Source organism: Bacillus sp. FSL W8-1202 (genome assembly GCF_038006165.1).
Lineage (GTDB): Bacteria > Bacillota > Bacilli > Bacillales > Bacillaceae > Bacillus > Bacillus subtilis.
The window spans coordinates 99373-125683 of record NZ_JBBOUR010000002.1 but is presented as its reverse complement, the minus strand read 5'-3'; the positions used below and the strand labels follow the sequence as shown (position 1 = coordinate 125683).

22 protein-coding genes and 1 pseudogene are annotated in these 26311 nt (G+C 45.1%); 4 read left to right on the top strand and 19 right to left on the bottom strand.

Going from position 1 to position 26311, the window contains the following annotated elements:
- Positions 1-4: 4 nt before the first annotated feature.
- From NSQ09_RS20680 to murJ, 3 genes are all read right to left on the bottom strand, one after another.
- Positions 5-1155, bottom strand: a protein-coding gene (locus NSQ09_RS20680; protein ID WP_087614160.1) for an IS3 family transposase whose coding sequence is annotated in 2 segments (ribosomal slippage) — positions 5-882 and positions 882-1155 — 1152 coding nt in all. Because the reading frame shifts where the segments join, the coding sequence is not laid out codon by codon here.
- 113 nt (positions 1156-1268) lie between these two features.
- Positions 1269-1988: a pseudouridine synthase gene (locus tag NSQ09_RS20675; protein ID WP_017695479.1), complete on the bottom strand. Its 720-nt coding sequence runs from the start codon at positions 1986-1988 to the stop codon at positions 1269-1271.
- A gap of 68 nt (positions 1989-2056) precedes the next feature.
- Positions 2057-3691 (bottom strand): lipid II flippase MurJ, encoded by a 1635-nt coding sequence (murJ, locus tag NSQ09_RS20670; protein WP_014480588.1) that lies wholly within the window; start codon positions 3689-3691, stop codon positions 2057-2059.
- Between the two features lie 202 nt (positions 3692-3893).
- Here murJ and NSQ09_RS20665 point away from each other — a divergent pair, with 202 nt between their 5' ends.
- Entirely contained in the window at positions 3894-5156 is a 1263-nt protein-coding gene (locus NSQ09_RS20665) for an NAD(P)/FAD-dependent oxidoreductase (RefSeq protein WP_003229222.1), read from the top strand.
- Positions 5157-5344: 188 nt separating this feature from the next.
- Positions 5345-6883, top strand: coding sequence for a glycine betaine transporter OpuD (opuD, locus tag NSQ09_RS20660; RefSeq protein WP_003229220.1), 1539 nt, complete (start codon positions 5345-5347; stop codon positions 6881-6883).
- A 36-nt stretch (positions 6884-6919) separates the two neighbouring features.
- Here opuD and NSQ09_RS20655 read toward each other — a convergent pair whose 3' ends face one another.
- The 6 genes from NSQ09_RS20655 to rmgP form a co-directional block, all read right to left on the bottom strand.
- On the bottom strand, positions 6920-7102 hold the full coding sequence (locus NSQ09_RS20655; protein WP_003223398.1) for a sporulation protein Cse60: 183 nt from the start codon (positions 7100-7102) through the stop codon (positions 6920-6922).
- A 67-nt stretch (positions 7103-7169) separates the two neighbouring features.
- Positions 7170-7838, bottom strand: coding sequence for a YesL family protein (locus NSQ09_RS20650; RefSeq protein WP_017695477.1), 669 nt, complete (start codon positions 7836-7838; stop codon positions 7170-7172).
- Between the two features lie 21 nt (positions 7839-7859).
- Positions 7860-9146 carry a Gfo/Idh/MocA family protein gene (locus NSQ09_RS20645; protein ID WP_017695476.1) on the bottom strand — a complete coding sequence of 429 codons (1287 nt, stop codon included), beginning with the start codon at positions 9144-9146 and terminating at the stop codon, positions 7860-7862.
- A gap of 11 nt (positions 9147-9157) precedes the next feature.
- Positions 9158-9661, bottom strand: a complete 504-nt coding sequence (gene rmgS / locus NSQ09_RS20640; protein ID WP_129137846.1) for a rhamnogalaturonan transport/degradation protein RmgS — start codon at positions 9659-9661, stop codon at positions 9158-9160.
- The gene (rmgQ, locus tag NSQ09_RS20635) at positions 9658-10779 is read right to left on the bottom strand and encodes an unsaturated rhamnogalacturonyl hydrolase (RefSeq protein ID WP_129093561.1); all 1122 of its coding nucleotides are present in this window, start codon (positions 10777-10779) and stop codon (positions 9658-9660) included. Before rmgQ ends, rmgS begins: the two co-directional genes overlap by 4 nt.
- A gap of 7 nt (positions 10780-10786) precedes the next feature.
- Positions 10787-11752: a polygalacturonan/rhamnogalacturonan ABC transporter permease gene (rmgP, locus tag NSQ09_RS20630; RefSeq protein ID WP_014480596.1), complete on the bottom strand. Its 966-nt coding sequence runs from the start codon at positions 11750-11752 to the stop codon at positions 10787-10789.
- Positions 11753-11967: 215 nt separating this feature from the next.
- Here rmgP and NSQ09_RS20625 point away from each other — a divergent pair.
- Positions 11968-14237 (top strand): annotated as a pseudogene (locus tag NSQ09_RS20625) (AraC family transcriptional regulator).
- 40 nt (positions 14238-14277) lie between these two features.
- On the opposite strand, the gene NSQ09_RS20620 reads toward NSQ09_RS20625, so the two are convergent.
- The 10 genes from NSQ09_RS20620 to NSQ09_RS20575 all read right to left on the bottom strand — a co-directional run bounded on the left by NSQ09_RS20620 (position 14278) and on the right by NSQ09_RS20575 (position 25041).
- Complete coding sequence (locus NSQ09_RS20620; protein WP_033880439.1) at positions 14278-15774, bottom strand: extracellular solute-binding protein; 1497 nt, start codon at positions 15772-15774, stop codon at positions 14278-14280.
- Positions 15775-15798: 24 nt separating this feature from the next.
- The gene (locus NSQ09_RS20615) at positions 15799-16659 is read right to left on the bottom strand and encodes a carbohydrate ABC transporter permease (protein ID WP_010886597.1); all 861 of its coding nucleotides are present in this window, start codon (positions 16657-16659) and stop codon (positions 15799-15801) included.
- A gap of 205 nt (positions 16660-16864) precedes the next feature.
- Complete coding sequence (locus tag NSQ09_RS20610; RefSeq protein ID WP_003245974.1) at positions 16865-17626, bottom strand: NAD-dependent epimerase/dehydratase family protein; 762 nt, start codon at positions 17624-17626, stop codon at positions 16865-16867.
- A gap of 76 nt (positions 17627-17702) precedes the next feature.
- On the bottom strand, positions 17703-18890 hold the full coding sequence (gene bioI, locus NSQ09_RS20605; RefSeq protein WP_095844142.1) for a biotin biosynthesis cytochrome P450: 1188 nt from the start codon (positions 18888-18890) through the stop codon (positions 17703-17705).
- A gap of 68 nt (positions 18891-18958) precedes the next feature.
- Positions 18959-19966 carry a biotin synthase BioB gene (gene bioB / locus NSQ09_RS20600; RefSeq protein ID WP_129137847.1) on the bottom strand — a complete coding sequence of 336 codons (1008 nt, stop codon included), beginning with the start codon at positions 19964-19966 and terminating at the stop codon, positions 18959-18961.
- A 2-nt stretch (positions 19967-19968) separates the two neighbouring features.
- Positions 19969-20664, bottom strand: a complete 696-nt coding sequence (gene bioD, locus NSQ09_RS20595; RefSeq protein WP_024572242.1) for a dethiobiotin synthase — start codon at positions 20662-20664, stop codon at positions 19969-19971.
- Complete coding sequence (gene bioF, locus NSQ09_RS20590; RefSeq protein ID WP_017695468.1) at positions 20661-21830, bottom strand: 8-amino-7-oxononanoate synthase; 1170 nt, start codon at positions 21828-21830, stop codon at positions 20661-20663. The genes bioD and bioF overlap by 4 nt, the downstream gene beginning before the upstream one ends.
- On the bottom strand, positions 21820-23166 hold the full coding sequence (gene bioA / locus NSQ09_RS20585) for an adenosylmethionine--8-amino-7-oxononanoate transaminase (protein WP_341032597.1): 1347 nt from the start codon (positions 23164-23166) through the stop codon (positions 21820-21822). Before bioA ends, bioF begins: the two co-directional genes overlap by 11 nt.
- Positions 23156-23932, bottom strand: coding sequence for a 6-carboxyhexanoate--CoA ligase (gene bioW / locus NSQ09_RS20580; protein ID WP_017695466.1), 777 nt, complete (start codon positions 23930-23932; stop codon positions 23156-23158). The genes bioA and bioW overlap by 11 nt, the downstream gene beginning before the upstream one ends.
- 209 nt (positions 23933-24141) lie before the next feature.
- The gene (locus tag NSQ09_RS20575; RefSeq protein ID WP_129137848.1) at positions 24142-25041 is read right to left on the bottom strand and encodes a dienelactone hydrolase family protein; all 900 of its coding nucleotides are present in this window, start codon (positions 25039-25041) and stop codon (positions 24142-24144) included.
- Between the two features lie 217 nt (positions 25042-25258).
- Here NSQ09_RS20575 and NSQ09_RS20570 point away from each other — a divergent pair, with 217 nt between their 5' ends.
- Positions 25259-26293 carry a LacI family DNA-binding transcriptional regulator gene (locus NSQ09_RS20570; protein WP_032726444.1) on the top strand — a complete coding sequence of 345 codons (1035 nt, stop codon included), beginning with the start codon at positions 25259-25261 and terminating at the stop codon, positions 26291-26293.
- The last annotated feature ends 18 nt before the right edge of the window (positions 26294-26311 follow it).

The window sequence follows — 26311 nt, the reverse complement described above, 5'->3', positions numbered from 1 at the left end:
CCTTTTAAACAGCCAATTGCCGATAATTTATCGGTGATTGGTTGTTTAGTTTCGTTTGAATACGAATATTGTTATAATAATGAATGTATTCTATGACAGTGCGTTCTACGATGGCGGTCGTGGTTCGATCAATGCTGTTAAGATAGAACGTTTCAGACTTTAGTGAGGAATGAAACGATTCGATGGAGGCATTATCAGCGGGTGTCCCTTTGCGGGACATGCTCATGGTAATGCCTTTTGTTTTAACAGCTTTCTGATACTCGTAAGATGTATACACAGATCCTTGGTCACTATGTAACACGCAGTTCTCAGGCAGTGTTGGCAGTTGATCAAGTGTGTGTAAGACAAAGTCTGTGTCCTGCTTATCTCCAATCGTAAAAGCAATCACTTCTCCATTATATACATCCAATATACTGGAAAGGTACAATTGTTTCTGTCCATAAGGCAAATACGTGATGTCTGTTACTAGTTTTTCAAGAGGATGATCAGACTGAAAGTTCCTATCTAATATATTGTCGACCACGGCATATGGCTGCCCATTCTTCTTGCGCTTTTTCACCTTAACCCGGCACTGCCACTGATTTTTCTGCATAATACGCTGAACCGTTTTATGGTTAATACACATTCTCTTTTTTAATATAGCTGTGATTTTTCGATATCCATATCGATACTGGTGCTCTCGGCACAACGTGCCGATTTGTTTTTCTAAATGGCGCTTGGGATGATCTTTCTTCAGATTCTTCTTCCAACGATAATAAGACGAGCGAGAGATACCTAAATGAATACAGATATCCTGCACGGTCATTGTGCTGTGCAATTCTTCTACAAGTTCGACTGACGTTTGGCTATCAACTTCCTTTCCAATTCGTTGTACTTTTTTAACACTTCATTCTGTTGTCTCAGATATCGATTCTCTGCCTGCAGTTTCTCTAATTCGGAAGAATACTCCGGACCTTTTCCATAAGTGTATTGCTTACCAACAGGCTGTTCAAATCGATGTGTATCACCAGCCTTATACCATCTGACCCATGTCTTAATCTGCGTATTATTTTTGATATTCAACTCCTGCATGATCTCTTTCATAGGTACGCCTGCCAATCTCATTTCTACAGCCTTCTGTTTCACTTCAACCGGATAACTCACTCTTGTCCCCATAGAAAAAACACCTCCAAGTCTAATTTCGGATAACAATCATCCGTATTCAAACTTGAAGGTGTTTTTATTTGTCTCATCTTATGGGGTCAGTCCCTCGGTATGCGGGGTTTTTGTCATGCTTGCGGCTCATTGAGCAAATGAAGCTCTTCCTCTGTCAGCTCACGGTATTCTCCGGGTGCCAGAGCGGGATCTAGGGAAACGCGTCCCATCGAAAGCCGCTTCAGGTAAACCACTTCATTGCCGACTGCCTTTGCCATTTGCTTGACCTGATGGTATTTTCCTTCTGTAATTGTCAGATATATAACGGTATTGCCACTGTCGTTTGTTTTGATTTCCGCTTTTGCCGGCTTTGTTTTATAGCCGCCCTCTATGTAGACACCCGTTTCCAAATCGGAAATGTCTTCCCGAGAAATCTGTGATTTTAAATGGACTTCATACGTTTTTGGAACATGCTTTTTAGGAGAAAGGAGCCGATGTGCGAGCTGGCCGTCATTTGTGAGCAGCAAAAAGCCCTCTGTATCTTTATCAAGCCTGCCGGCTGGAAATGGCTCAAATCTCATCTCCTCCGGCGTCAGCAGATCGACCACTGTTTGCTGCCGGCTGTCCTCAGTCGCCGACAGCACGCCCTGCGGTTTATTCATCATAAGATAAATGAACTCTCGATAATCAACCGGTTCCCCGTATACGGTCACCTCCTGCGTATCAGGATCAACGTGCGCCTTTACATCTTTGGCAGGTTTGCCGTCGATCATCACGGCTCCAGCCTTCACAACGGCTTTGACTTCTTTTCTGGAACCATACCCGCTGTTGGCAAGCAGCTTATCAAGTCTCATTCCCAATCTCTCCTTTATAAAAGAAAGCCCGCAGCATGCGAGCCCTCAGTTTCATCATATCTAGTTCATCAGCCTGCATGTCTGCCTTTCCTTAAGAAACCTGGCAAACGGCGGCCTAAAATTTTCTGCAAAAATCCTAATCGGTAGCCGCAATACAGGTAGACTGCTCCGCCAACAGCGGCCGCGATCACCACAACAATCGCAGCTTGCAGCTGGCCATCCTGATAGGAAATAAAGAAGCCTAATACCCACTGCACGATTTTCACGGCAATACCCATAATGGCTGATAAGACCAGCATCAAAACAGTTCGTTTAACAAGTATCTTATACGAATAGCCTGCATGGCGCTTAATCATGATAAACCCATATAAAAGGGAAGCGATATATCCAAGCGCCGTCGCTAAAATCGCTCCGTCAGCCTGCATCAGCTTGATCAGCGGAACATTCAGCACAAGCTTGATCACGACACCGATCACAAGGCTGACAACCGCAAATTTTTGCTTATTGATGCCCTGCAGAATGGCTGCGTTGACTGTAAACAAAGAGAACAGAATTGCGACTGGCGAATACCAAAGCAAAATGTTTGCCCCCAGTTCAGGATGAAGGCTCTCTGACCCGTAAAAGAACGTATACGTCGGTCCTGACAATAGAGAGATCCCAACAACAGCCGGAATAATTAAAAACAGGATCGTCTGCATCGTTTGATTAATCTGCTGATTTAACAGCTTATAGTTTCCGCTTGTAAACGATTCAGTAATCGTTGGAATTAATGTCAGTCCGAAAGCAGTTGCTAGGGAAACCGGGATCATCACGAGCTTCTGAACATACAGGGTTAGAATCGCAAGCATGTCTTGGCTGATGGCTTGATGACCGGCTTCAATCATCGCTTTGTTAAACGTATTTGTATCAATATAGTTATACAAAGGGATGGCTAGTCCGACAAAAACGTACGGAGCAGCATAGCTGAACAGCTCGAAAAACATTTTCTTGTAGCTTAGGTTTGCTGTCGGACCCGTATTCGGCATCATCGCCAGCAGGCTGCCCTTCCGTTTGTTCCAATAAATATAAAGCACGACCAGCCCTCCGAAGGCACCGATCAGCGCTGCGAAGGTTGCATAGCCCACAGCGATGACAAGGCCGCCGTTGAAAACCTTCAAAATCAAGAATGTCGCACTCAATAGAAAGATGATGCGGACAATCTGTTCAACGACTTGGGAAACAGCTGTCGGCCCCATCATTTGGTGCCCTTGAAAGAATCCGCGGACAAGGCTCATAATCGGTACGACCAAAAGCGCTAAGCTGACCATGCGGATGACATAAACGACATGATCAATTGTCAGGCCGTTATTATCCTTGCCTCCCAGCGATATTTCCGCAAACATCGGAGCCGATAGATACAGAATGAAAAAGGCTATCATTCCTGTGACGAGCATAACCGACATGCCCGCCTTGAGCATTTTCCTGCTTGTCTCATAATCCCCTTTTGAATTATATTTGGAAACAAATTTAGAAACAGCGGCCGGAAAGCCCATCGTAGCAATATTCAAAAATAAAGTGTATTGGTTGTATCCGTATTGAAATAATGCACCGCCTGTCGCCCCGACCATAATGCTGAAGGGAATTAAATAGACCATCCCCAGAATCCGCGATATATATGTACCGAGCGTTAATACAAACGTGCCTCTTAACAGTTTGCTTGACATGTTTCTTCATCACCATTTTCTACGAAGATTCAACTTTTCTATTTTACCACAACTGGGCATTTAGACGGTAATAAATACAAAAGCAATCCTGTGAACATTCATGTCCGCGGCAAAAGACGTTTAAGGAGCGGCTTTCTTTCGCTATAATAGTACTGCGGACGGGGTGTCCGCACACGAAATGAAAAGAAAGTTGATGATAAAGATGAAACAATATGACGTAATCGTAATCGGCGGAGGCCCTTCAGGCTTGATGGCTGCGATTGCAGCAGGAGAACAGGGCGCTGGCGTGTTGCTGATAGATAAAGGAAATAAATTAGGACGGAAACTCGCGATTTCCGGGGGCGGCCGCTGTAATGTGACGAACCGCCTTCCTGTGGAAGAAATTATCAAGCACATTCCCGGCAACGGGCGTTTTTTATACAGCGCGTTTTCTGAATTTAATAATGAGGACATTATCAAGTTTTTTGAAAACCTCGGCATTCAATTGAAGGAAGAGGATCACGGCCGGATGTTTCCTGTGACCGACAAAGCCCAAAGTGTCGTTGACGCGCTGTTAAACAGGCTAAAGCAGCTCCGCGTAACAATCAGAACGAACGAGAAAATTAAATCTGTTTTATATGAAGATGGACAGGCAGCAGGGATTGTGACGAATAATGGCGAAATGATCCATAGCCAGGCAGTCATTATCGCTGTAGGCGGTAAAAGCGTGCCTCATACCGGAAGCACGGGAGACGGCTATGAATGGGCTGAAGCCGCGGGCCATACCATAACAGAGCTGTTTCCGACAGAGGTTCCCGTCACTTCTGGCGAACCGTTCATTAAGCAAAAAACACTTCAGGGCTTATCACTAAGAGATGTAGCCGTCAGTGTGTTAAATAAAAAAGGCAAACCGATTATCACACATAAAATGGACATGCTGTTTACCCATTTCGGCCTCTCAGGACCTGCCATTCTCAGATGCAGCCAATTTGTCGTAAAAGAGCTGAAAAAACAGCCTCAAGTGCCGATCAGGATCGACTTGTATCCGGATATCAATGAAGAAACGCTTTTCCAAAAGATGTATAAAGAACTGAAGGAAGCACCGAAAAAAACCATTAAAAACGTGCTGAAGCCTTGGATGCAGGAGCGCTATCTCCTATTCCTGCTCGAAAAAAACGGCATCTCTCCGAACGTATCGTTTTCTGAGCTGCCGAAGGATCCTTTCAGACAATTTGTAAGGGACTGCAAGCAGTTTACTGTCCTCGCAAATGGCACACTGTCGCTTGATAAGGCATTTGTCACGGGAGGCGGGGTATCTGTAAAAGAAATTGACCCGAAAAAAATGGCTTCTAAAAAAATGGAGGGGCTTTATTTTTGCGGTGAAATTCTGGATATCCATGGCTACACAGGCGGATACAATATTACCTCCGCCCTTGTCACAGGCAGGCTTGCAGGGCTAAATGCCGGGCAATACGCCCGTTCTTAATCATTACTCTTTAAATCTCTTGCGGCCAAACTCACATTTGAACATTCCCCGCATTCATGTTAGGGTGAGACTTGTTTTGTTTCACCTGATTGCGGGGTAATTTTAAGAGAGGAATGAGCTGCCATCGTACGACCATACTAAGCCTGCGAGCAAGATATAGGCGTACACAAAAAATTAGAGGGTGAGAAATGTTGAAACATATATCTAGTGTATTTTGGATTGTGATTGCAATCACAGCTGCAGCTGTATTATGGGGTGTTATTTCTCCTGACAGCCTGCAAAATGTGTCTCAATCGGCACAAGCATTTATTACCGATTCATTTGGTTGGTATTATCTTTTAGTTGTCTCTTTGTTTGTCGGGTTTTGTCTCTTTTTGATTTTCAGCCCGATCGGAAAAATCAAACTCGGAAAGCCTGATGAAAAACCGGAATTCGGGTTATTATCATGGTTTGCCATGCTGTTCAGCGCAGGCATGGGAATCGGCTTAGTATTCTACGGTGCGGCTGAACCGATCAGCCATTACGCAATTAGCTCTCCATCAGGTGAAACAGAAACCCCCCAAGCCTTCAGAGATGCACTCCGCTATACGTTTTTCCACTGGGGTTTGCACGCTTGGGCCATTTATGCCATTGTGGCATTATGCATTGCCTATTTCCAATTCCGCAAAGGCGCACCCGGGTTAATCAGCAGCACACTGTCACCGATTCTCGGGGATAAAGTAAACGGACCGATCGGAAAGGCCATTGACTGTATTGCAGTTTTCGCCACTGTTGTCGGGGTGTCAACAAGTCTTGGTCTTGGCGCAACCCAAATTAACGGCGGTTTGAATTACCTGTTCGGCATTCCGAATGCGTTTATCGTCCAATTGGTTTTAATCATTATTGTGACAGTGCTCTTTTTACTTTCTGCGTGGAGCGGACTCGGAAAAGGAATTAAGTATTTAAGCAACACAAACATGGTATTGGCCGGATTGTTAATGTTGTTTATGCTCGTTGTCGGGCCTACAGTGCTGATCATGAACTCATTTACAGATTCTATCGGACAATACATTCAAAATATCGTTCAAATGAGCTTCAGACTGACACCGAACGATCCTGAAAAACGCGAATGGATTAACAGCTGGACGATTTTCTATTGGGCATGGTGGATTTCCTGGTCTCCATTTGTCGGCATTTTCATCGCCCGTGTATCCAGAGGCCGGACGATCCGAGAATTTTTAATTGGCGTCTTGGTGACACCTTGTATTTTGACATTTCTATGGTTCTCCATTTTCGGCGTATCAGCCATGGATCTCCAGCAAAAAGGCGCGTTCAATGTAGCAAAGCTGTCCACTGAAACGATGCTGTTCGGAACACTTGATCACTATCCGCTGACAATGGTGACATCGATCCTTGCATTGATTCTGATCGCAGTATTCTTTATCACGTCTGCTGATTCAGCTACATTCGTGCTGGGCATGCAGACGTCGTACGGTTCTTTAAATCCGGCGAATTCTGTGAAACTCAGCTGGGGGATCATTCAGTCCGCCATGGCGGCTGTGCTCCTATATTCCGGAGGGCTTGCCGCTTTGCAGAACACAGCGATTCTGGCAGCGCTGCCGTTTTCTATCGTTATCCTGCTGATGATTGCCTCTCTCTATCAATCGCTCTCAAAAGAAAGAAGAGAGATCAAAAAAGCGGAGAAACTCGATAAACCGAGAAGTCCAAGAGTGAAAAAAGCATATTAACAAAAAAGATCTTTCCGCGCCTGCGGGAAGATCTTTTTATTTGCGATATAAAATAAGGGCGGAAAAACAGTAAAGCTGCTCGCCGTCTGGGTCGCACGCCGCCGAAACCGTATATTTGATATCAATCAGCTGCTCCTCCGATATCCCTTTTAAAAATGAATTGATTTCCGTTTGTAAGTCTTTTTCATGCTCTTCATCAAATACCGCTACCTTCAGCATTTTATCCGCTCTCCTTTCTCTATCAATCTATTCCGTTTGGAACAGCGTTATGATTGAGAAATGATGATTATTTCGTTTCCGGATAAAAAGCTTTCCGTATATGGGATTCCCTCTGTGGCTCGCCGCCGTGCTGCTCCACTTTCAGCAGTACGGCATAAACAATGCGCATATGGCAGTAGCTGATCAGGCTGATGCTGAAAAAAGGGACAATGCCCGGCAGGTACGCAAGCAAGAAAAAGAGAGCAACAGTCAGCGCAAGCATAGCAAGCGTATATTGCAAATACGCCACACTGAGCAAGAGCGAAAATTTCACATACAGACGTTTTTTCCAGTCAAAATGGACAAGCAGCGGAAACACATAAAAAAGCATGGATACGAACAAAAAGCCAAATATCATAATGGCGAAGCGCAGGATGTGCAGAAGGAAATGACTTGGATAGATGAAGGCCAAATCAATATAAATGATCACTCCGATGAGCGCCAGTACAGCGCCGAGCAGATTTGAACGAAAAAATTCACCCTTGTATTCCTGCCAAAACGTTTTGAGCACCGGAACGTTGTCCTGCCCCTGGATCCACTTCCGCATGACAGCGAATAAAGCCGCGGTCGCGGGCATGATGCCAAACACGCCGAGACCGAGTAACGTAAAAAACAGCCACAGCAAGTTTGTATACGCAAATCTCATAATCCATTCGCAAAAACGCAGCATCCGTCCCAGTGAGCCATCATGTTCCATGGCGCCCCCTCCTTTTTTGCATTATACATTCTGCATCTGAAAAAGCTCTTTCATGCCGATCGGCTTCTTTTCGGCAACCGAGCGCCACATTCCCTCACCAACCGCGATGGAGTAGGCTCCAGCTTCAGTCCCGGCTAAAATATCATAGCGGCGCAGCGGGTCTTTTCCTAAAAAAAGATCCTCAAGCAAAAGCGGATCACCTCCGCCATGCCCCCCTTCATTTTTGACCACTTGTATCGTCTGCTTTGATTCAAAAAGCGGATAGTATTCGATTGTCTGCTCAGGAAAAGCAAACGGAATTCTGGAAGGTTCGTGAAATTCATTTGATTCAATACGCCCTTTTGTGCCGTTGATCGTCAGCCGGTAGCCTTCATACGGGGCCGAAAAAATAATCGAGTAGCTTAACAGTGCGCCGCCATCATATTTGACTGCCGCCACGTACGTATCCTCGATGTCAATTTCCTCGTCAAAAATACACGCGTCAGGCCTGTATGCAGTATATAAGCTGGACTGGTCTCCTGCTTCGAGATGATCATCTTTTATAGAAGCTTTAGAGGAACGGGGATGCCACCTTGAATAGTAGTGGCATTTTTCTTTGACCCGGCACGTCCCGCAAAAACGCCCGTCTTCTTCCGGCAAGGGGTTCCACTCACTGTCCGGCCCATAGTAATTCAAGGCGCCATAAGCAAATACCTCTTCCGGATTTTGCCCAAGCCACCAATTGACGAGATCAAAGTGATGTGTTGATTTATGGACAGAAAGACCGCCGGAAAACTGTCTCGACCTGTTCCAGCGTTTAAAATAGCTGGCGCCATGATACGAATCAATATACCAATTTAAATCAACGGAGGTGACCCTGCCTATTTTTCCGTCCAGAATCATTTCTTTTATTTTCCGATGAAACGGGCTGTAGCGATAGTTAAACGCGACGGTGACTTTTCCTTCGCTTTTGGCCTCCGCTTCAAGCACCCGATTCGCATCCTGCACTGTTGTCACCATTGGTTTTTCAGTAATTACATCTGTATCCCACTGAAGGCTTTTTACAATATATGTGACATGCGTATCGTCCCTGCCTGCCACAATGACGATATCAGGCTTTGAGACGCGCATCATCTCGTCAAAAGCATCTTCGCTAAACTCGGGCACGTGGGCCAGCTCGGGAAATTTCTTCTTGCAAACGGCAAAACGTTTCGGATCGGCATCCAGCAATCCCGTAATCTCATAATGAGTTGAAAACCGCTCCAACAGCGGTTTGATAAACATACTGAATGCTCTGCTGCTCAATCCGCAAAAGACGATGTTCTTCAATATCCTCACCTCTATCGGGCTTCAGTTAGTTGAGAAATCAGCTGCAGCGCTTCCTCTGTTTTTTCAGCATACACAGGGATAAACGCCGCCATATCGCGATTCAATCGAAAAGAATAGCCGTTCAGCTGTTTTTTCCCTTTTTCGATCTGAACGGCATAGATCGTTTTTTCTCCTGTTTTATTATTAACAGTTGTATAAGGAGATGTTTTTTCAGGAGGCAATCCGTTTAACGGCTGAAAATTTTCCGGATCATCGTAAGCTTGAAACATGTCTTCAGGCACGATGAAAACATCTCCTTCATGGGCGGTAATTTCAGTCAGCAGTTTTTCCTGAAAAGCTGGAAAGATATCGACCTTCCCAGCATTCTGCTCGGCGGCCTTTTTTATTTTTTCCTGTACGCCAGCCTGCATATCAGAAAAGAGAATGACATGCATTCCGTCCGGCCTGCTTGAGCATGATGCCAAAAAGAGCACTGAGACGATCACACACAAAGCCATACGTATCCTTTTTGTCATTTCCCCGCTGACCTAAAAAGAGGCTCCAGCTCTGTCATAGCTAAAATAAACGCGCCGGCTCCGTGCAGGTCGTTTGTGCTTCTTTCGCGGCTGACATAATAGTTATAGAAACCGGCTGACGTTCCGACACATATGTCTTTGACGAGAAACGCTCCGTCTTCTGATGTTTCGGTTTTATGCTGAATCAAGCCTTGATACGCTTTTAGCAGTGTTGTTTCGTAAGCTCTGTCTAAATAGCCTTTATTGATTCCCTTCGCAAATGCGTACATGTACAGGCAGGATCCTGAGCTTTCCAGCCAGTTATCAGACCTGTCTCCCTTATCAACGATCTGATACCATAACCCGGTCTCCTTGTCTTGATAGCGGCAGATGCTTTTAATCATGTCCTGCAGCGTGTTTTTCCACACATGACGGTTTGGATGCTTCTTCGGCAGCTCTTCAATCATGTCAGCAAGAGACATGACGTACCAGCCGATGGAACGCGCCCAAAATTCCGGTGAACAGCCTGTCTCTTCATTGGCCCAAGGCATTTTTTTCGCTTCATCCCAGGCGTGATAAAAGAGTCCGGTTTTTGCATCCTTCGTATGCTTTCTCATCAATGACTCCTGCAGCACAACCTGATCAAACAGCTCCGGCTCCTGCTTCAGATTGGCATATTTCAGTGCGAACGGCCCCCCCATGTATAAGCCGTCAAGCCACATTTGGTAAGGATAACCGTCTTTGTGCCAAAAACCGCCCTCAGACGTCCGGTTCAGTGTTCCATATAAGCCGCGCAGCCTTTTTGCCGCTTTGACATACCGTTCATCCTTCGTCTGCTCGTATAATGGAAAAAGAATGAGACCCGCTTGAATGGCGTCCAGTTCGTCTCTTCTAAATAATAGATTGCCATAATCATCGATTAAGAGATCTGCATAAGCCTTCGCATACTCAAAATACCGCTTTTCCCCGGTTGCTTCCCACAGCCGCAATACACCGCATAAGAAAACACCCTGGTGGTAGTGCCAGCGGTTTGCAGGAGGCAGCTCCTCGACTGTGTACGTATTCATAATGGTTTTTGCCAATGCCTCCGCGTACGTAAGAGGCGATTTTACAGCGATTGATTGATCCATTGATCCCATCCCTTTCTTAATAAATTCCTTCCTCGCCAAATTTCTTCGCCAAACGATTCGCAAGCATGACCAAAATCAGCCCGACCGCCGCTTTAAATACGCCGACTGCTGTACTGTAGCTGAATTGGCCCTGTTTCAGCCCTGCAGTATAAACATACGTATCAAAAATTTCCGCCACTTCCCTGTTAGTCGCATTTAACAGCAAATACACATGCTCGAAGCCAAGCTCCAGCGTGTCTCCGATTTTCAAAATCAGCAAAACGACGATAACGCTTTTAATGGCGGGCAGCGTAATATGCCACATTTGCCGCAGCCGTCCCGCTCCGTCCATTTTCGCCGCTTCATACAGCTGGGGGTCAACCGCTGTAATGGCCGCCAGATAAATGATCGTCGACCAGCCCGCTTCCCTCCAGATAACCTGAAGAATATACAGGGGCCGGAACCATTCTTCGTTCAGCAGAAAATTGATTTTTTCACCGCCAAAAAACACAATCAGTTCATTAATCAAGCCTCCGTCTACCGTTAAAAGCACAAACGAAAGCGATACAACAATGACCCAAGACATAAAATGCGGGATATAAATCAGCGTCTGAACAAATTTTTTAAAGAGAGCAATCCGCACTTCGTTCAATAGAAGCGCCAGCAGTATCGGCACCGGGAAAAATATGGCCAGGTTCAAAGCAAATAACACGAGCGTGTTTTTTAACAAGAGAAAAAATGTAGGCTCAGTAAACAGCCTGATAAAATGCTTCAGCCCCACCCACTCACTGCCCAAAATGCCGAGGAACGGCTGATAATCCTGAAACGCAATCACAATTCCCCACATCGGGACATACTTAAAAAGCAAAAAATAAATACACCCCGGCAAAATCATCAAGTACAAATATTTTTGCTGATTCAGCTTGCTTAGTAAGCGCTTTCTTTTTTCTTTTTTAAAAATGACTGCATCAACAGCCGGCGCTTGCGCTTCTGCTGTTTTCATTTTTTCCCAGCCTCCTTTCACGGGTTCTTGCATTCACTGTAGCGCAACAGGCAAAAGTCCGTCTACAATCATATGATCACATCCTGTTTTATCCCTTTATAATCAAGGGTTCAGCAGGTCCACCTGAAAAAAAGACACCGATATTAGAAAATGATTATTGACAATATCTATCAATCTTTGGATTAATTGTATTAAGGTGAAGTGGATGTTATGAAATGGGGGGTTTTATGAAAAGAAGCCAATACAAGTTTTACTACAAACTGATCACGTTTTTCTGCCTGCTCAGCACCATTCCGGTTATTTTGGTCGGATTGTTTTCGTACGAGCACTCTCAGAAAACTGCTATTTCCAACGTTTCAGAGGAAAAATTCGACACACTCCAGCAGACCCAGCAAAGCATCGAGCATATATTGAAAACCGTCGATCACTCTTTAACCCACTATGTGAGTTCGCCGCCTCTCCTTCGCACATTGTCCGAGCCTTTGCACTCAGACCAATTTCAAATCTATAACCAAGTGAACCAAGAGCTCAATTATCTGCAAAGCTTTGATACCGATCTGTCCAACATGACGTTAGTCAGTTATACGAAAAAATGGTACATGAACAATTCCGGTTTGTACCGTTTGAATACAGACACTCTTCATGAAGAAGCCTCAGCGTACACTAAACACAAAGCGAGCCGCTCCTATTGGGCGCTTGAGGAAAACAATCATTTGATTTCAACCAAAGAAGGCACATCAGAAAACTGCCGCTATAATATCAATTTAATTAAGCAGCTTCCTTTGAACAGCACAAATACAAAGGGATTGGCCGCCGCAAGCATCCCGAGCTGTTCGCTTGTCAAAAATATGCCTGGCTATTCAAACGCCAACAACCTGTTTATCATCGATGAAAAAGGCCGCATTATCCTTCATAACAACATGTCTGACATTGGTGAATCTCTTCATAACGACGGCTTTGTCCAAAAAGTGCTGGCGCAAAACGCCAATAGCGGACAGTTTGAAACAGTGATTGACCGGATTCATTATAAAGTCACCTATCAAAAATCTGACTATAATACATGGACTTATTTTTCTCTCGTTTCCCTGCCTGAGTTAAAAAAAGAAGCCAAATCAATCGGATGGCTTGGCTTGGCTCCCGCCATTTTTACAAGCCGATCAGGGTGCTTTACGAATCATTCGCAAGACATGGAGCCATACAAGAGAAACAACAGCCTCCTCAAAATGAATTTGAGTTAATTGAACAGAGCTTTAAGCAGCTGAAGGACCGAAATGACGACCTTGAGGAAACGATGAAGCAGCAAGCCACTCATCTGCAGCAATATTTTATGGTCAGGCTTATGCTTGGAAAACTGACGGATGAGGAGGTTGATAACTGTTTTGAAAGCCTCGGCTTAAAGCAAAATTGGCGGCACCTTGCCCTGCTTGTGCTCCAAATTGACACACTGAATCATACGCCTTATGAGAAAAAAGATATGGATCTGCTTTTGTTTGCCGTCAACAGCCTGATTGAGCGATGCATCCCGACGGACAAACATCTTGCCCCCGCCGTAGTTGACAAACAGCAGGCGACGATTTTGATCAACCAAAGCGGGACAAAAGAAGAATTCATGGCTGAGTTGAATGAGACTGCAAGGATGATTCAGGAAAAAGCGGAAGCTGAGCTGCAGCTGTCTGTCAGCATCGGCATCAGCCAGCCGTTTGATGTGCTGACAAAAGCGAAAACAGCCTATGCGGAAGGCTCAGAAGCGTTGAAATATCGGCTGAAAGCGGAAAACAAGTCGATCATCTTTTACGAAGACCTTGACCAGAAAAAAACCTTCAAAACCCATTTTCCAAAGCAGCTTCAGCATGAGCTGTTCGATGCTGTCAAAGCAGGAGACAAGGAGAAAGCGGATAAATGCCTGCACGCGATTTTGCAAGCCATTTTCACCCAGAACACCAACCCGTATCAATTTCAAATCGCCATCGCCCGTTTTTTGAACCATGTGATTGAGCTGATGCATGTGCTCGGGATCGAATTGTTTGAGCTTGAAGAAAACAAAATGCTGTATGACCAAATTTTTGAGCTGAAAACGTTCGAGGATACCGAAAACTGGCTAAAGAATGAGTTTATTGATCCGATGACAGACAAAGTGAACGCCCGCGCGGATGCCCAGTACAAAAATATTTCCGACAACATCATTCATATCATCCATCATGAGTTTGAATCCGAATTGACACTGGACGAAATCGCGCGCAGGCTGCATTACAACCCAAATTATTTAAGCAGCATTTTCAAAAAAGAAATGGGTATTTCATTCAGCGAGTATGTCTCAAGCTACCGACACCATATGGCGAAAAGCTGGCTTGCCGAAACAGACATGGCGGTCAAGGACATTGCCGAAAAGCTGAAATATAAAAACTCGCAAAATTTTATCAGATCATTTAAGAAGCTGGAGGGGATTACACCGGGAAACTACCGCCAGCAAAAAAGAAGCATGTAAAAAACCCAAAACCGCTTGCGCGTTTTGGGTTTTTCCAATGTTATTTTGCTTGTTTAAACGCTTCTTCGTATTCCTGAATAATTTGTTTTCCTCCGCTTGACTCCCATTTTTCCACTTCTTTATCGAACTGGCTTTCTGTGATGTCTCCAATCATATATTTATAAGTCGCGTCATCAATGATTTTCTTCAGTTCATCACCCCGTTCCGACTCCGATGCGGAATACAGGCTTTCAGCCGGGTTTGAGACGATAATCTTTTCATTGTCCTCGGTCAGCTCCTCGTACGCCGTCCGAAGCGGATCTCCAGTGTTTTTTAAGTAGGCTTTATCAATGGCAATTAAGGCGGACAGCGGCTGAATATCAGTCTGCCAGTCTTTTACCTGGCTTTCTTTGCGTGTAAACGTTTTGTCCTCACCTTTGTTGTAATGAACGCCGTCAATGCCATAAGTCATCAGGCTATAGACATCTTCTTCGGCAATTCGGTCAAAAAAAGCCAAGATCCGTTTAAGCTCAGCTTCCGTTTTCACACTCGTTTTCGGGAAAGCAAACACGCCGTTATGGCCTCCTGATGCCCATACCCGCTCTTTCCCATCTGGGCCTTTTATGCGGTTGACGATCTCGAGCTTCATCGATTTATCAGAGGCATGGTCGCGCAGATTGACCGCATCTACCATATTGCCAATATAAATTCCGGCTTTTCCTTGCGAAAACAGCTCCTGCTGCTGGGTTTTGCTTGTGACGGGAAAATCCTTATTCATATACCCGTTATCACGCAGCTTTTTCATATAGTTCATCGTGTCTTTGTATTCCTGTGTCATGAAATCAGGCGTGAATTTGCCGCCTGATTCCTTCCAATCTGTAGGCATGCCTTCATACGAGCCAATCGTTTTAAACGCGCCGTAAATCAAGTCATTACGGTCTGCCAGCCCGATCGTATTATCTTCCCCATCCTTGTCCGGGTCGTCCTCCGTAAATGCTTTGGCCACTTCATAAAGCTCATCCAACGTTTTCGGGGTTTTCAAATTTAAATTGTCCAGCCAGTCCTTCCGAATGACGATCCCCTGTCTGGAAAGCGGGCGCTCTCTGTATATCCCGTAGAGCTTGCCGTCAATTGTCACATTTTTATTAATGAGTTTGTTCATTTTGTTTAAGTTGGGATAATCCTTGATATAATCACCGATTTCCCAGAACATTCCTGACCGGAAGGCATTCATGACTGACGAATTTTTAATATCCTGGATCGTCACGATTTGCGGAAGATTGCCCGCTGCAAGCGCCGCATTCAGCCTGTCTTCTTTCACCGCGTCTGGAACCCAGGTGATGTCGAGTTCTGTATTTGTCAGCTTTTCAATTTCTTTAATCGCCCTGTCTTTCGGCGGCTGCTGGTGATACAAAATCGCCATCCAAGACAGCTTTACCTTTGAATCCGAGTCAGCTTTGCCTTCAGCCGAAGACTGATCAGCCCCTTTACAGCCCGCCAGCACTCCGCCGAGTGCCAGTACAAGCACAATCAAAAGCACCCTCCATTTGTTTCCCATCGTACCCCTCCGTTTCATATTTCTTTATCCTTTGACAGATCCCAGCAAAGCTCCTTTTGCAAAATGCTTTTGTATAAACGGATAGACAAGCAGAACCGGGATGGTCGCCACCACTATGACCGCCATTTTAATGGTTTGCTCAGGCGGCGGGCTGCCCGACCCCATTTCAGACATATCCCCCTGCATACCGCTTGATACAATGACGATTTGGCGCAGAAGCACCTGAATCGGCCATTTTGCTGAATCATTTAAGTACAAGATCGCTGTCATATACGTGTTCCAATACGTGACCGCATAAAATAGTGAAATCGTTGCGATCGCAGGAAGAGACAGCGGCAGCACAATTTTAAAGAATATGCCCAGATCATTGCACCCGTCAATTTTCGCGGACTCTTCCAGGCTTGACGGGATATTTTGAAAGAAGTTTTTCAGAATGATCAGGTTAAAGGCATTAATGGCTGTCGGCAAAATAAGCGCCCAGTAAGAATCGAGCAAACCAAGCGATTTGACCACAAGGAAAGTCGGAATCATGCCGCCGCTAAACAGCATCGTAAATACGACGAGAAACATGAGCGGCTGCCGGCCGATTAAATCACGGCGGGATAACCCGTAAGCCATCAGTGAAGAAAGAAACATGCTGACCGCAGTGCCTATCACTGTCACAAACACAGAAACAAGCAAACTCTTATAAATAATATCTGTTGAAAAAATGTAGCGATAAGCATCTAGCGAAAAAGTGGTCGGTATTAAAATAAATTTTTTCGACACGACTTCTTCTACTGTGGCAAAGGATGCTGCGATGACATGAATGAACGGAAGTACGCATATTAAAGCGAACATCAGCAAGAAACCATAAATCAACATATCAAACAGACGGTTTTTCAGTGAATGTGCGATAGCTCCCACCTCTCTTTGTAAGCGTTATCATATTTTGAAAACCGAGCTCAGCATGTGACGATATCGTGTCTAAAATGTAGCAAATCTGTGATTGCCATGTCTATAATCATTTGAACAGAGTCCCCGGCCGGGCGGGGGCTTCCGCGAATTGAGACCGATAACAAAAGAAAAAGAGCATAATCTTAGAAAATGATTATGCTCCGTTCTCCTCCTCGTTCAGAAGTTCGGCCGTATTGATTTGTGGCGAAAACCCAAGTTCATTCACGGCAGATTCAATGGACCATGGCCGGCCCGGATTATCAGAGACGGCGTAATAAGTGCCGTACCGGATATTGGTCTCAATAGCGGCTTTAAAAATCGACAGCAGATCGGGGTGAGAAAGCAGTGTCTTTTTCGTCCGTTCTTTTTCATGCAGCGTATCCATTTCATCTGTCACGACTGTTCCGATTCGAAGGTTGATTACTGATAGCTTATTTTCCAAATAAAACAAATGGCCAATCTGTTCAGAGGTCAGCTTTAATACACCGTACAAGTTTTTTGACAGCGGATAATCGCTTGTTGTGATTTCCCGTCCTAAGAGCGAGCGCCCGTCTTTTTCGTATACATCTGTGACATGATTGCTGCTGGCGAACACGAGCTTTTGAATGCCGAGCTCCGCTGCCGCACGGCACAGATAATAGCTTGCCCTATAGAAAACATCCGTCATTTTTTCAAACTCAGCGATGTCCATAATATCGTATTTGATTTTAACAGCGAGTAAATTCAAGATGGCATCGGTATCTTTTGGAATCTTCTTCAACAGCTCCTCATAATTTGCCGCGTCAGCCTGAATGGAAGAGGCTTTGCCATCGAAATGATCTTTATCAAGCACTGTCACTTCATAGTCTGAAATAAGCCCTTCAGCAAGCAGTCTCCCAATCACACCATTTCCGCCGGCGATCAGCACTTTTTTCACGATGTTCACTCCCCTTTTTTATAGATTGCCCATTTTCGGCGGGGCTGACACTTTTTTGGCACTCATATTCTTAGGCTTATTCAAAAGTCACCGGCAGATCCTCAAGCGCCCGAAATCCAAAAAGCGGCCGATACCGCCATTCAAAATCCGCGAGCTTAAGGCTGGGCATCCGCTGCAGAAGAGTGTTAATCGCAATTTGCGCTTCTAATCGCGCCAGCGAGGACCCTAAACAAACATGATGGCCATGACCGAATGAAAGATGCTGATTAGGACTTCTCGTAATATCGAAGACATCCGGGTTCGTGAAAATGCTTGGGTCTCGATTAGCCGCTCCTAACAAAAGATAGACTTGCTCTCCTTGACGGATCGTCACCCCACTGATGTCAATATCCTCTGACGCAACTCTGGCTGTCATTTGCGTGGGGCTTTCATAGCGTAAACATTCCTCAACTGCGGTACCAATAAGATCTGGATTTTCTCTCAGTTTCAAAAGCTGTTCTGGATGCTGCAGCAGACAAAGGACTGAATTGCTGATGAGATTAACCGTTGTCTCATGTCCGGCGATCGCCAGCAATATGCACGTAGATGCCGCCTCCTCTTCCGTCAGCTTATCCTTTTCTTTCCCCTTCAAGAGCATGCTGATCATATCCTGTTGAGGGTGGCGTTTTCGCTTTTGAATCAGCTCTTTGAAATATGCCATAGCCTGCACAGCCATATGATTGCCCTCTGTTAATGCCTTTCTTGATCGGGTAAAATCAATCGTTTGAATGAGACTCGCAGCCCACTCCTTTAATTGCTCCCTATCTTCCTCCGGTACACCTATAATGTTAGCTATGACAAAGCTTGCTAAAGGAAAAGCAAAGTCCGAAATGACCTCCATCTTTTTTTTACCTTGCACTTGATCAAGCAAATGATGGACAGTTTCAATGATATACGGCTGATAACTCTCTGTCGCTCTCGGCGTAAACGCTCCGCTGGCAAGCGTCCGCAATCGTCTATGATCAGGCTGGTTCTGAAACAGCATCATTTGATTTTGCACCTGTGAAAGGTCCTGATATTTGGTTGAGCTCTCAGGCAGCGGGGTGCGGACTTTGAATCTCGCATCTTTCAAAATAGCAGCCGTTTCTTCATATCCTGTGACATACCAGCCCGGGTATTTTAAGAAACTCCCTTTATAGATAGGATGAACAGCTCGCAATGTGTCGTAAAAAGAATATGGGTTTTTCAAAAACTCAGAAGATGCAGTTGACGATGCAATTGTCACGTGATTTTCTCCTTTCTGTTCAAAAATAAAAGCAATCGACATCATACCGATTGCTTTTATTGATTCTTTCAGCTTTTCGCACTTAAACTGGCCTTCATTTCTTCGACTGATTCAACTTCAAAGCCTAAATCACTCAGCATTTTATGATCCTCCGTCTCCTCTTGCCCGGCAGTTGTTAAGTAGTCTCCGACAAAAATGGAGTTTGCGGCGTAAAGCCCTAATGGCTGCAATGAGCGGAGATTGACCTCTCTTCCTCCGGAAATGCGAATTTCTTTTGATGGATTGATAAAACGGAACAGCGCCAGCACTTTTATACAATACAGCGGGTTTAATTCGTTGACGCCTTCTAACGGCGTGCCATCAATTGCATGCAAAAAATTCACAGGAATGGAATCCGCGTCAAGAGCCTTCAAGCTTTTGGCGATGTCAATGACATCCTGTTTCGTCTCCTTCATCCCGATAATGGCGCCTGAACACGGAGACAGCCCCGATTCTTTTGCGATTTCAACCGTACTGACTCTGTCATCGTATGTATGTGAGGTCGTGATGTTTGAATGGTTTCTCTGTGACGTATTCAAATTATGATTATAGCGGTCTACTCCGGCATCTTTGAGCCGCTTCGCCTGCTCTGGCTTCAACAGTCCGAGACACGCACAAATCTTCAGTCCATACGTCTCTTTAATTTCCTGAACCGCATCTACGACCTGATCCACTTCTCTGTTAGACGGCCCTCTGCCGCTTGCCACGATACAATATGTGCCGATATTCAGATCGTGCGCCCGCTTCGCGCCTTCAAGCAGCGTTTCCTTATTCACCATCCGGTAAGACTCAATCGGCGCTTTCGAAATCGCAGACTGTGAACAATAGCCGCAGTTTTCCGGGCAGAGCCCAGATTTCGCATTCATAATCATATTGAGCTTTACTTTTTTTCCATAAAAGTGTTTTCTGATGTGAAAAGCTCCATGCATTAATAGCAAAATATCTTCATCAGGACAATTTAATATTGAAAGCGCCTCTTCGTCAGTCACTTCTGCTCCAGCCAGCACCCGGTCTGCGAGTTCCATCCATTGATTCATTCTCATACCCCCACTTGATTCATCAGTAATGATAGATTGATATGGTCTTTTACCATATGTAGAACCGTTTCTTTCGTAACGTTGGCAAGCTTTGGCGTAACCCCTAAAATCGGAACACCGCATAAGCGCTCAATCATCTCAGGATTGGTTTTTTCATCTTCATCAGGAGAGTCACTGATTCCATTGATGATAATTCCGGCAATTGGAAGCCCCATGCTTTCTGCATATTTGACAGTTAAAAAGGTATGATTAATGGTTCCAAGGTGAGGACGTGCCACAATAATCATGGGAAGCTGCAACGCTTTTATGACATGACTGACCAAATAGTCCTCTCCCAATGGCACAGAAATACCGCCCGCACCTTCTACGATGAAGCATTCATGTTTTTCTCTAATCCGCCCCCAATGGCTTAAAACCTCTTCCATGGTGACAGTCTTTCCCTCAAGTTTCCCTGCAACGTATGGTGCAAGCGGCGCCTTGAAGGCAAAAGGCGTAATGTCTTCATGAGAAAGACTGGTCTGCGACATGTCTTTCAGCAGACTAGTATCACTATCTGGATGATGGCGTGATATCCCGCTTAAAAATGGTTTATACACCCCAACATCTCTATTATGTTCTTTCAATAAAGCAGCAAGACCGCTGGATATAACCGTTTTCCCTACTTCTGTATCAGTTCCCGTCACAAAAAAACCCCTCAAATGATATGCAGCTCCTTTCCGATTGAATGAAATGTTTTCAGCAAATCATCAATATCACCCATACTGTGGTCAGACGTGATTGTAATTCGAATACGGCTTTCACCCGGCGCAACGGTCGGCGGCCGAATGGCAGGAGCATAAATTCCCTTGCCCTGCAGTTTTTCAGCAAATATGACCGTTTTATGGGCATCGCCGATGACCACGGGAATAATCGGTGTGTGATCTCCTTTCACGACATAACCCATATTCTTCAAACTGGTTCTGATCATATTGATATAAAAAAATAAAAGCTGTCGTTTTTCCCTGCTGGCTTCAATGATGTTGAAAGCCTCATGAGCAGCCGCACAGCTGGCTGGCGGAATAGCGGTTTGAAAGATAAATGTTCTGGCATGGTTCAGCAAAAAGTCGATGAGGACCGCTGATCCTGCCGCAAAACCTCCTTCTGCGCCAACAGCTTTGCTTAAGGTGCCGATCACAATGTCGGGACAAACACCAAAGTATTCACTCGTTCCTCGTCCCGAATCGCCTAAAACTCCTGTTGCGTGGGCGTCATCAACGACCACGAAGGCATGATAGCGTTTCGCAAGTGAGATGATCTGATCAAGAGGGGCGATTGTGCCATCCATGCTGAATACCCCGTCTGTTACGATAAAACGGCGCTGATAACGCTGTGTTTCATTCAGCTTATTTTCAAGATCATTCATATCAATATGCCGATAAACAACTGTATCAGCCTTAGAAAGTCGGCAGCCGTCGATCATACTTGCATGATTGAGCTGGTCACTTAAAATGACATCTTCCTTTTCTGGCAAGGATGAAAGGACACCGACATTGGCCAAGTAACCGCTCGAAAACAGCAGGGCCGCTTCTGTCCGCTTAAAGCTGGCAATCTTCTTTTCTAGCTTTTCATGCCAGACTGAATTGCCTGTCGTTAAACGTGAACCGCTGCTTCCTGTCCCAAATTGCTGCAATGCTGTTTGGGCTGCATCGATCAAACGTCTATCGCTTGCGAGCCCTAAATAATTGTTTGAGGACCAGACCGTTTGATTTTCGCCATCAATGTTCCTCTCTGGAACCGGTGCCCCATTCATTGACCGCAGGTTACGGTGTACGCCGGCTTCCTTTACTATGTCTAACCGCTTGTTCAACCAGGAATCAATCTTCAAGGCTCGTAACCTCGTGGATCGCTTGTTTCATAATGGCAACCATTTCCGAGAGCTCTTCAGCTGTGCTGGCGAGAGGAGGAAGAAATGCAATCACGTCCCCAAGCGGTCTTGTCAGCATTCCTAACTCTCTCATTTTTAAGGAAACTTTGTATCCAATCCGCCGATCAGCCGGGTAAGGTTCTTTGGTTTCCTTTGACCGGACAAGCTCTGCACCGCACATAAAGCCAAGCTGCCGAATATTCCCAACATGAGGAAGAGCGTGCAGATCTTGAAGAAGAAAATGGAGCTTTTTACTTTTTTCCGCTACTTGTTCCACAATGTTTTCAGATTCAAATAATGCCAGATTTTCAAGCGCAGCCGCACAGCCAAGCTGATTGCCTGTATAGGAATGGCCATGGAAAAAGGTTTTTAGGTTTTCATAATCATCATAGAATGCCTTATAGATGTCTTCAGTGGCAAACGTAACGGCAATTGGCAAATAGCCTCCTGTAATGCCTTTACCGGCAGCCATCAGATCAGGCTGGACATTCTCGTGCTCGCACGCAAACATTTTTCCTGTACGGCCAAAGCCTGTAGCGACTTCATCAACGATCATTAAGACATCGTATGTTATACATAGCTCGCGCACGCCTGCCAAATATCCTTCCGGCATCACGATCATACCGGAAGCCCCTTGTACCATTGATTCAATGGAAAGCGCGGCAATTTCCTCGTGATGTTCCTTAAGCAGCTGTTCAAGCTCTCGGAGGCACTGATCACGGCACTCATCAGGATCACCGCTTTCAGAGCGATACACATAAGGAATCGGAGCCTTGTAACTCTCGAACATCAACGGGCCGTATACGTGGTGAAAAAGCTCAATTGAACCGACACTGACGGCGCCAATCGTATCACCGTGATACCCGTTTTTCATTGCGATAAATTTTTGTTTCTCGGGCTTCCCGATGTTCTTCCAATACTGAAACGCCATTTTTAAGGCTATTTCCATCGCTTCTGCGCCGCTGTCTGAATAAAAGACCCGCGTGAGCTTTTTTGGGCTGATGTCGATTAATGTTTCGGCAAGCTGGGTTGCTGGAACGTTGGTCATGCCCAATAACGTGGAGTGCGCAATTTTTCCGAGCTGTTTTTTTATGGCGTTATCTAGTTCTTTTTTGCGGTGTCCGTGGACATTAAGCCAAACTGATGAAAAACCGTCATAGTATTCCTTGCCATTTATGTCTTTGACTTTGATTCCAGTCCCGCTTTCGATGATTAAGGGGTTTTCATCATAATCTTTCATTTGGGTAAATGGCAGCCAGAGGTGCTTTTTACTTTTTTCTATCAAATCATGAGTCATGATCTTCCTCCCACTCTATTAAAATAGGCTGCCTCTCCAGGTCATGTATGTACGTGTTTACATCATTGGATCCATCAATAAAAAAGACTCGGCAGCCCTCTTCAGTCCCGTATTCTTTCATTGCTGTAATACGCTGATAGCCCATTTTCTTACCCGCAACATAGCCTGTTATGTAATCCGGATCGTCCGACCAGCATAATTCTGCAACGGCTGCCGGGTGCCGGCTTACCTTTGAAGCGAGCGCAAGGGCCTCTTTTATTCTTGAATGAGCCGGCACGTGACTGTGAAGCGCCCATTTTTCAAAATTAGCGTCCGGCCAATCCATTCTGGAGACCCGCACTCCTTTTTCTTTTGTTTGATCCATTCGCTTGCCTGTATGAATATCAAACAACACCGCACCCCTGACATCTGACCATTCAGGGATTTGTTCATATGCTTTTTCAATCACGTCTCGTGAAACGCCTTCTTTTTCCAGTAACAATCGGGCCAGCTTTTGTCCTTCTTCCGGGCAGCTCACTTCATTCGTATGCACAGGCAATGGCTGAATGGTTTTTATCGATTCATATACCTCTTCAAATTGAATTTGCATAAAATCAGGTTTTCCTCTTGAATGGGATAACCCTTTTTCTAATAAAGCATTGACTGTATGCTTCATCTCATGGAAAGGAATAAGCCGTTCTCCGCCGGATATATGCTTTCCGCCGTCTTCATGAGATCCATTCATAGAAGCTCTCATTCTGACACTATAAAAAGTTTCTTCTTGCATCATTCCTCGCCCTTTCACTGATAACTGAAGAACGTGTAGTGCTTCTCGCTTTAATTGTTAACCAATTATATTTTAAGGTTAACAATTAGAATATATTATTCTCTCCTGTTTCTGTCAATAGAAGAAAGCATCGATTTATGGCAGTTGGTTAAAAGGAAACAAAAAGACCGTTTTCACATAAAACGGTCTTTTTCGATTTCTTTTAACAGTCACAGCCACTTTTGCAAAAACCGGACAGCTTCATGCCTCATAACTGCTGTTTCGAAATGTCCCGAAGCAGAACAGACCACTCGGTAGCAATCAGAAGCTCCCTGTCCAGCATAGACAGCTGTCAATTCTTTTTCGATTTTGTCCACGCCCTCGGCCGGCGTTAACCGATCGTGTACACCAACAAGACTAAGATGCGGGCGCGGCGCGATCAGGCCTTGGATCTCCGATGCGGAAAAATGCTTTGCAAGCGATGGGACGTAATAATAAAAGCCGTGCCTGTCAAGATTCTGTGTTTTGATCAGCACGTGATGATCTACCTGGCTGCACAAATCCACACACACCTTAATCCGGTCATCGAGCGCCGCTGTCCACCACGCCATCAAACCTCCCATAGACATGCCGATGGTTCCGATCCTGTCAGGCTGAACATCAGAGCGTGACTGCATATAGTCCAACGCACTTAAACTGTCATAAATCATCATCCCCCACATCACTTTTCCGGTGAGAAGCATTTCTTTAAATATCTCGCTTTCCGCTTTTCCCCGCCGATCTCCAAATCCCCAATGATCAATCGCAAGAACGCCGTATCCGAGTGAAGTAAGCTCATCAGAAAAAGAAGGCGTTTTCAAATAATCCGCTCCCTCAATCAGCTCACTTTTTCCCCTATCATATTGGCCCCCATGCGAATGCTGAAACAATACGGCTGGGCACGGTCCTTCTGTTTTCTTCGGCTTCACAAAATAAGCGGGCACCTTTTCATGTCCATTTAAATCGAGCAGGAGCGTTTCAACGATATTTTCTTCTCTTTCTTCAATACGTAATGTCTCAACACTGATTGGCCTCCGATCAGGCAAATCACCAAGCAATCGAAACAGTTGCTTTCTTCTTTCGGCTCTCATCCCATCACCCTTCCTTATTCGCTTACTTCACATTTACGAGACAGATCTGGGTTCCCCTTTATTTTTCCAACATAAATCACATCATTTACTAAATATTTAGTAAATATTATGGAATATTTCGAAAACAATTATTGTAACCGCTTACTTTTATATGATAGTATCAATTTATCAAAAACAGATGAGTTAATATTTTACTAAATAGATGAGAGGGATACCCATGGTTCGTATTAAAGATATCGCCTTGAAAGCTAAAGTTTCCAGCGCAACTGTGTCCAGAATTTTAAATGAAGATGAGTCGCTTTCTGTTGCGGGCGAAACGAGACAAAGAGTCATCAACATCGCTGAAGAGCTTGGTTATCAAACCGTTGCCAAACGCCGAAAATCCCGCGGGCAAAAACAGCGGGCCCAGCCGCTGATCGGTGTGCTGAGCTGTCTGTCCCCTGATCAGGAAAGGCAGGACCCTTATTTTTCTTCCATTCGGAAAGGGATTGAAAAGGAATGCTTTGAACAGGAAATTTTCATTACAAATTCGATTCATCTCGGCTCCTTTCAGGAACATATCTTTCGGGAATTGGATGGTGTCATTGTCATCGGCCGTGTTCATGATGAAGCGGTTAAGCATATCAACGGAAGGCTGGAGCATGCCGTATTTATCAATCATTCACCAGATCCGCAAGCATACGATTCGATTGGAATCGATTTTGAATCGGCTTCACGCCAGGCGATTGATCACCTTTTCGACTTAGGCTACAAACGGTTAGGCTACATTGGCGGACAAGAAAAAGAGCATACGCTGAAGGACGGCCAAAGCATTCGCAGAACGATTGAAGATAAACGCCTGACCGCTTTTTTGGAGTCAGCCGCCCCCCAGCCTGAGCATGTGCTGATCGGAGAATACAGCATGCGTGAGGGCTATCGCCTGATGAAGAAAGCAATCGATCAAGGCCATCTGCCGGAAGCATTCTTTATTGCCAGCGATTCTATGGCGATCGGCGCATTAAAAGCGCTGCAGGAAGCCGGACTGCAAGTGCCGCGGGATACTGCAATCGTCAGCTTTAACGGCATTGAGGAAGCTGAATTTGCCAGCACGCCTTTAACGACGGTGAAGGTATACACAGAAGAAATGGGCCGGACAGGCGTAAAACTGCTGCTTGACCGTCTCAATGGCCGAACGCTTCCTCACCATGTCACCCTGCCTACAACATTAATTGTAAGACAAAGCTGCGGATGTACAGCAAAGGAGGTGACATAAGCAAAGATTCATCACGAT

Coding starts and splice junctions, on each gene's coding strand:
- murJ (WP_014480588.1), bottom strand. CDS start 3,691: ATGTCAAGCAAACTGTTAAGAGGCACGTTTGTATTAACGCTCGGTACA.
- bioB (WP_129137847.1), bottom strand. CDS start 19,966: ATGAATCAATGGATGGAACTCGCAGACCGGGTGCTGGCTGGAGCAGAA.
- rmgS (WP_129137846.1), bottom strand. CDS start 9,661: ATGACAAAAAGGATACGTATGGCTTTGTGTGTGATCGTCTCAGTGCTC.
- NSQ09_RS20675 (WP_017695479.1), bottom strand. CDS start 1,988: ATGAGACTTGATAAGCTGCTTGCCAACAGCGGGTATGGTTCCAGAAAA.
- NSQ09_RS20620 (WP_033880439.1), bottom strand. CDS start 15,774: ATGGGAAACAAATGGAGGGTGCTTTTGATTGTGCTTGTACTGGCACTC.
- rmgQ (WP_129093561.1), bottom strand. CDS start 10,779: ATGGGATCAATGGATCAATCAATCGCTGTAAAATCGCCTCTTACGTAC.
- rmgP (WP_014480596.1), bottom strand. CDS start 11,752: ATGAAAACAGCAGAAGCGCAAGCGCCGGCTGTTGATGCAGTCATTTTT.
- NSQ09_RS20665 (WP_003229222.1), top strand. CDS start 3,894: ATGAAACAATATGACGTAATCGTAATCGGCGGAGGCCCTTCAGGCTTG.
- opuD (WP_003229220.1), top strand. CDS start 5,345: ATGTTGAAACATATATCTAGTGTATTTTGGATTGTGATTGCAATCACA.
- bioA (WP_341032597.1), bottom strand. CDS start 23,166: ATGACTCATGATTTGATAGAAAAAAGTAAAAAGCACCTCTGGCTGCCA.
- NSQ09_RS20650 (WP_017695477.1), bottom strand. CDS start 7,838: ATGGAACATGATGGCTCACTGGGACGGATGCTGCGTTTTTGCGAATGG.
- bioW (WP_017695466.1), bottom strand. CDS start 23,932: ATGCAAGAAGAAACTTTTTATAGTGTCAGAATGAGAGCTTCTATGAAT.
- NSQ09_RS20655 (WP_003223398.1), bottom strand. CDS start 7,102: ATGCTGAAGGTAGCGGTATTTGATGAAGAGCATGAAAAAGACTTACAA.
- NSQ09_RS20570 (WP_032726444.1), top strand. CDS start 25,259: ATGGTTCGTATTAAAGATATCGCCTTGAAAGCTAAAGTTTCCAGCGCA.
- NSQ09_RS20575 (WP_129137848.1), bottom strand. CDS start 25,041: ATGAGAGCCGAAAGAAGAAAGCAACTGTTTCGATTGCTTGGTGATTTG.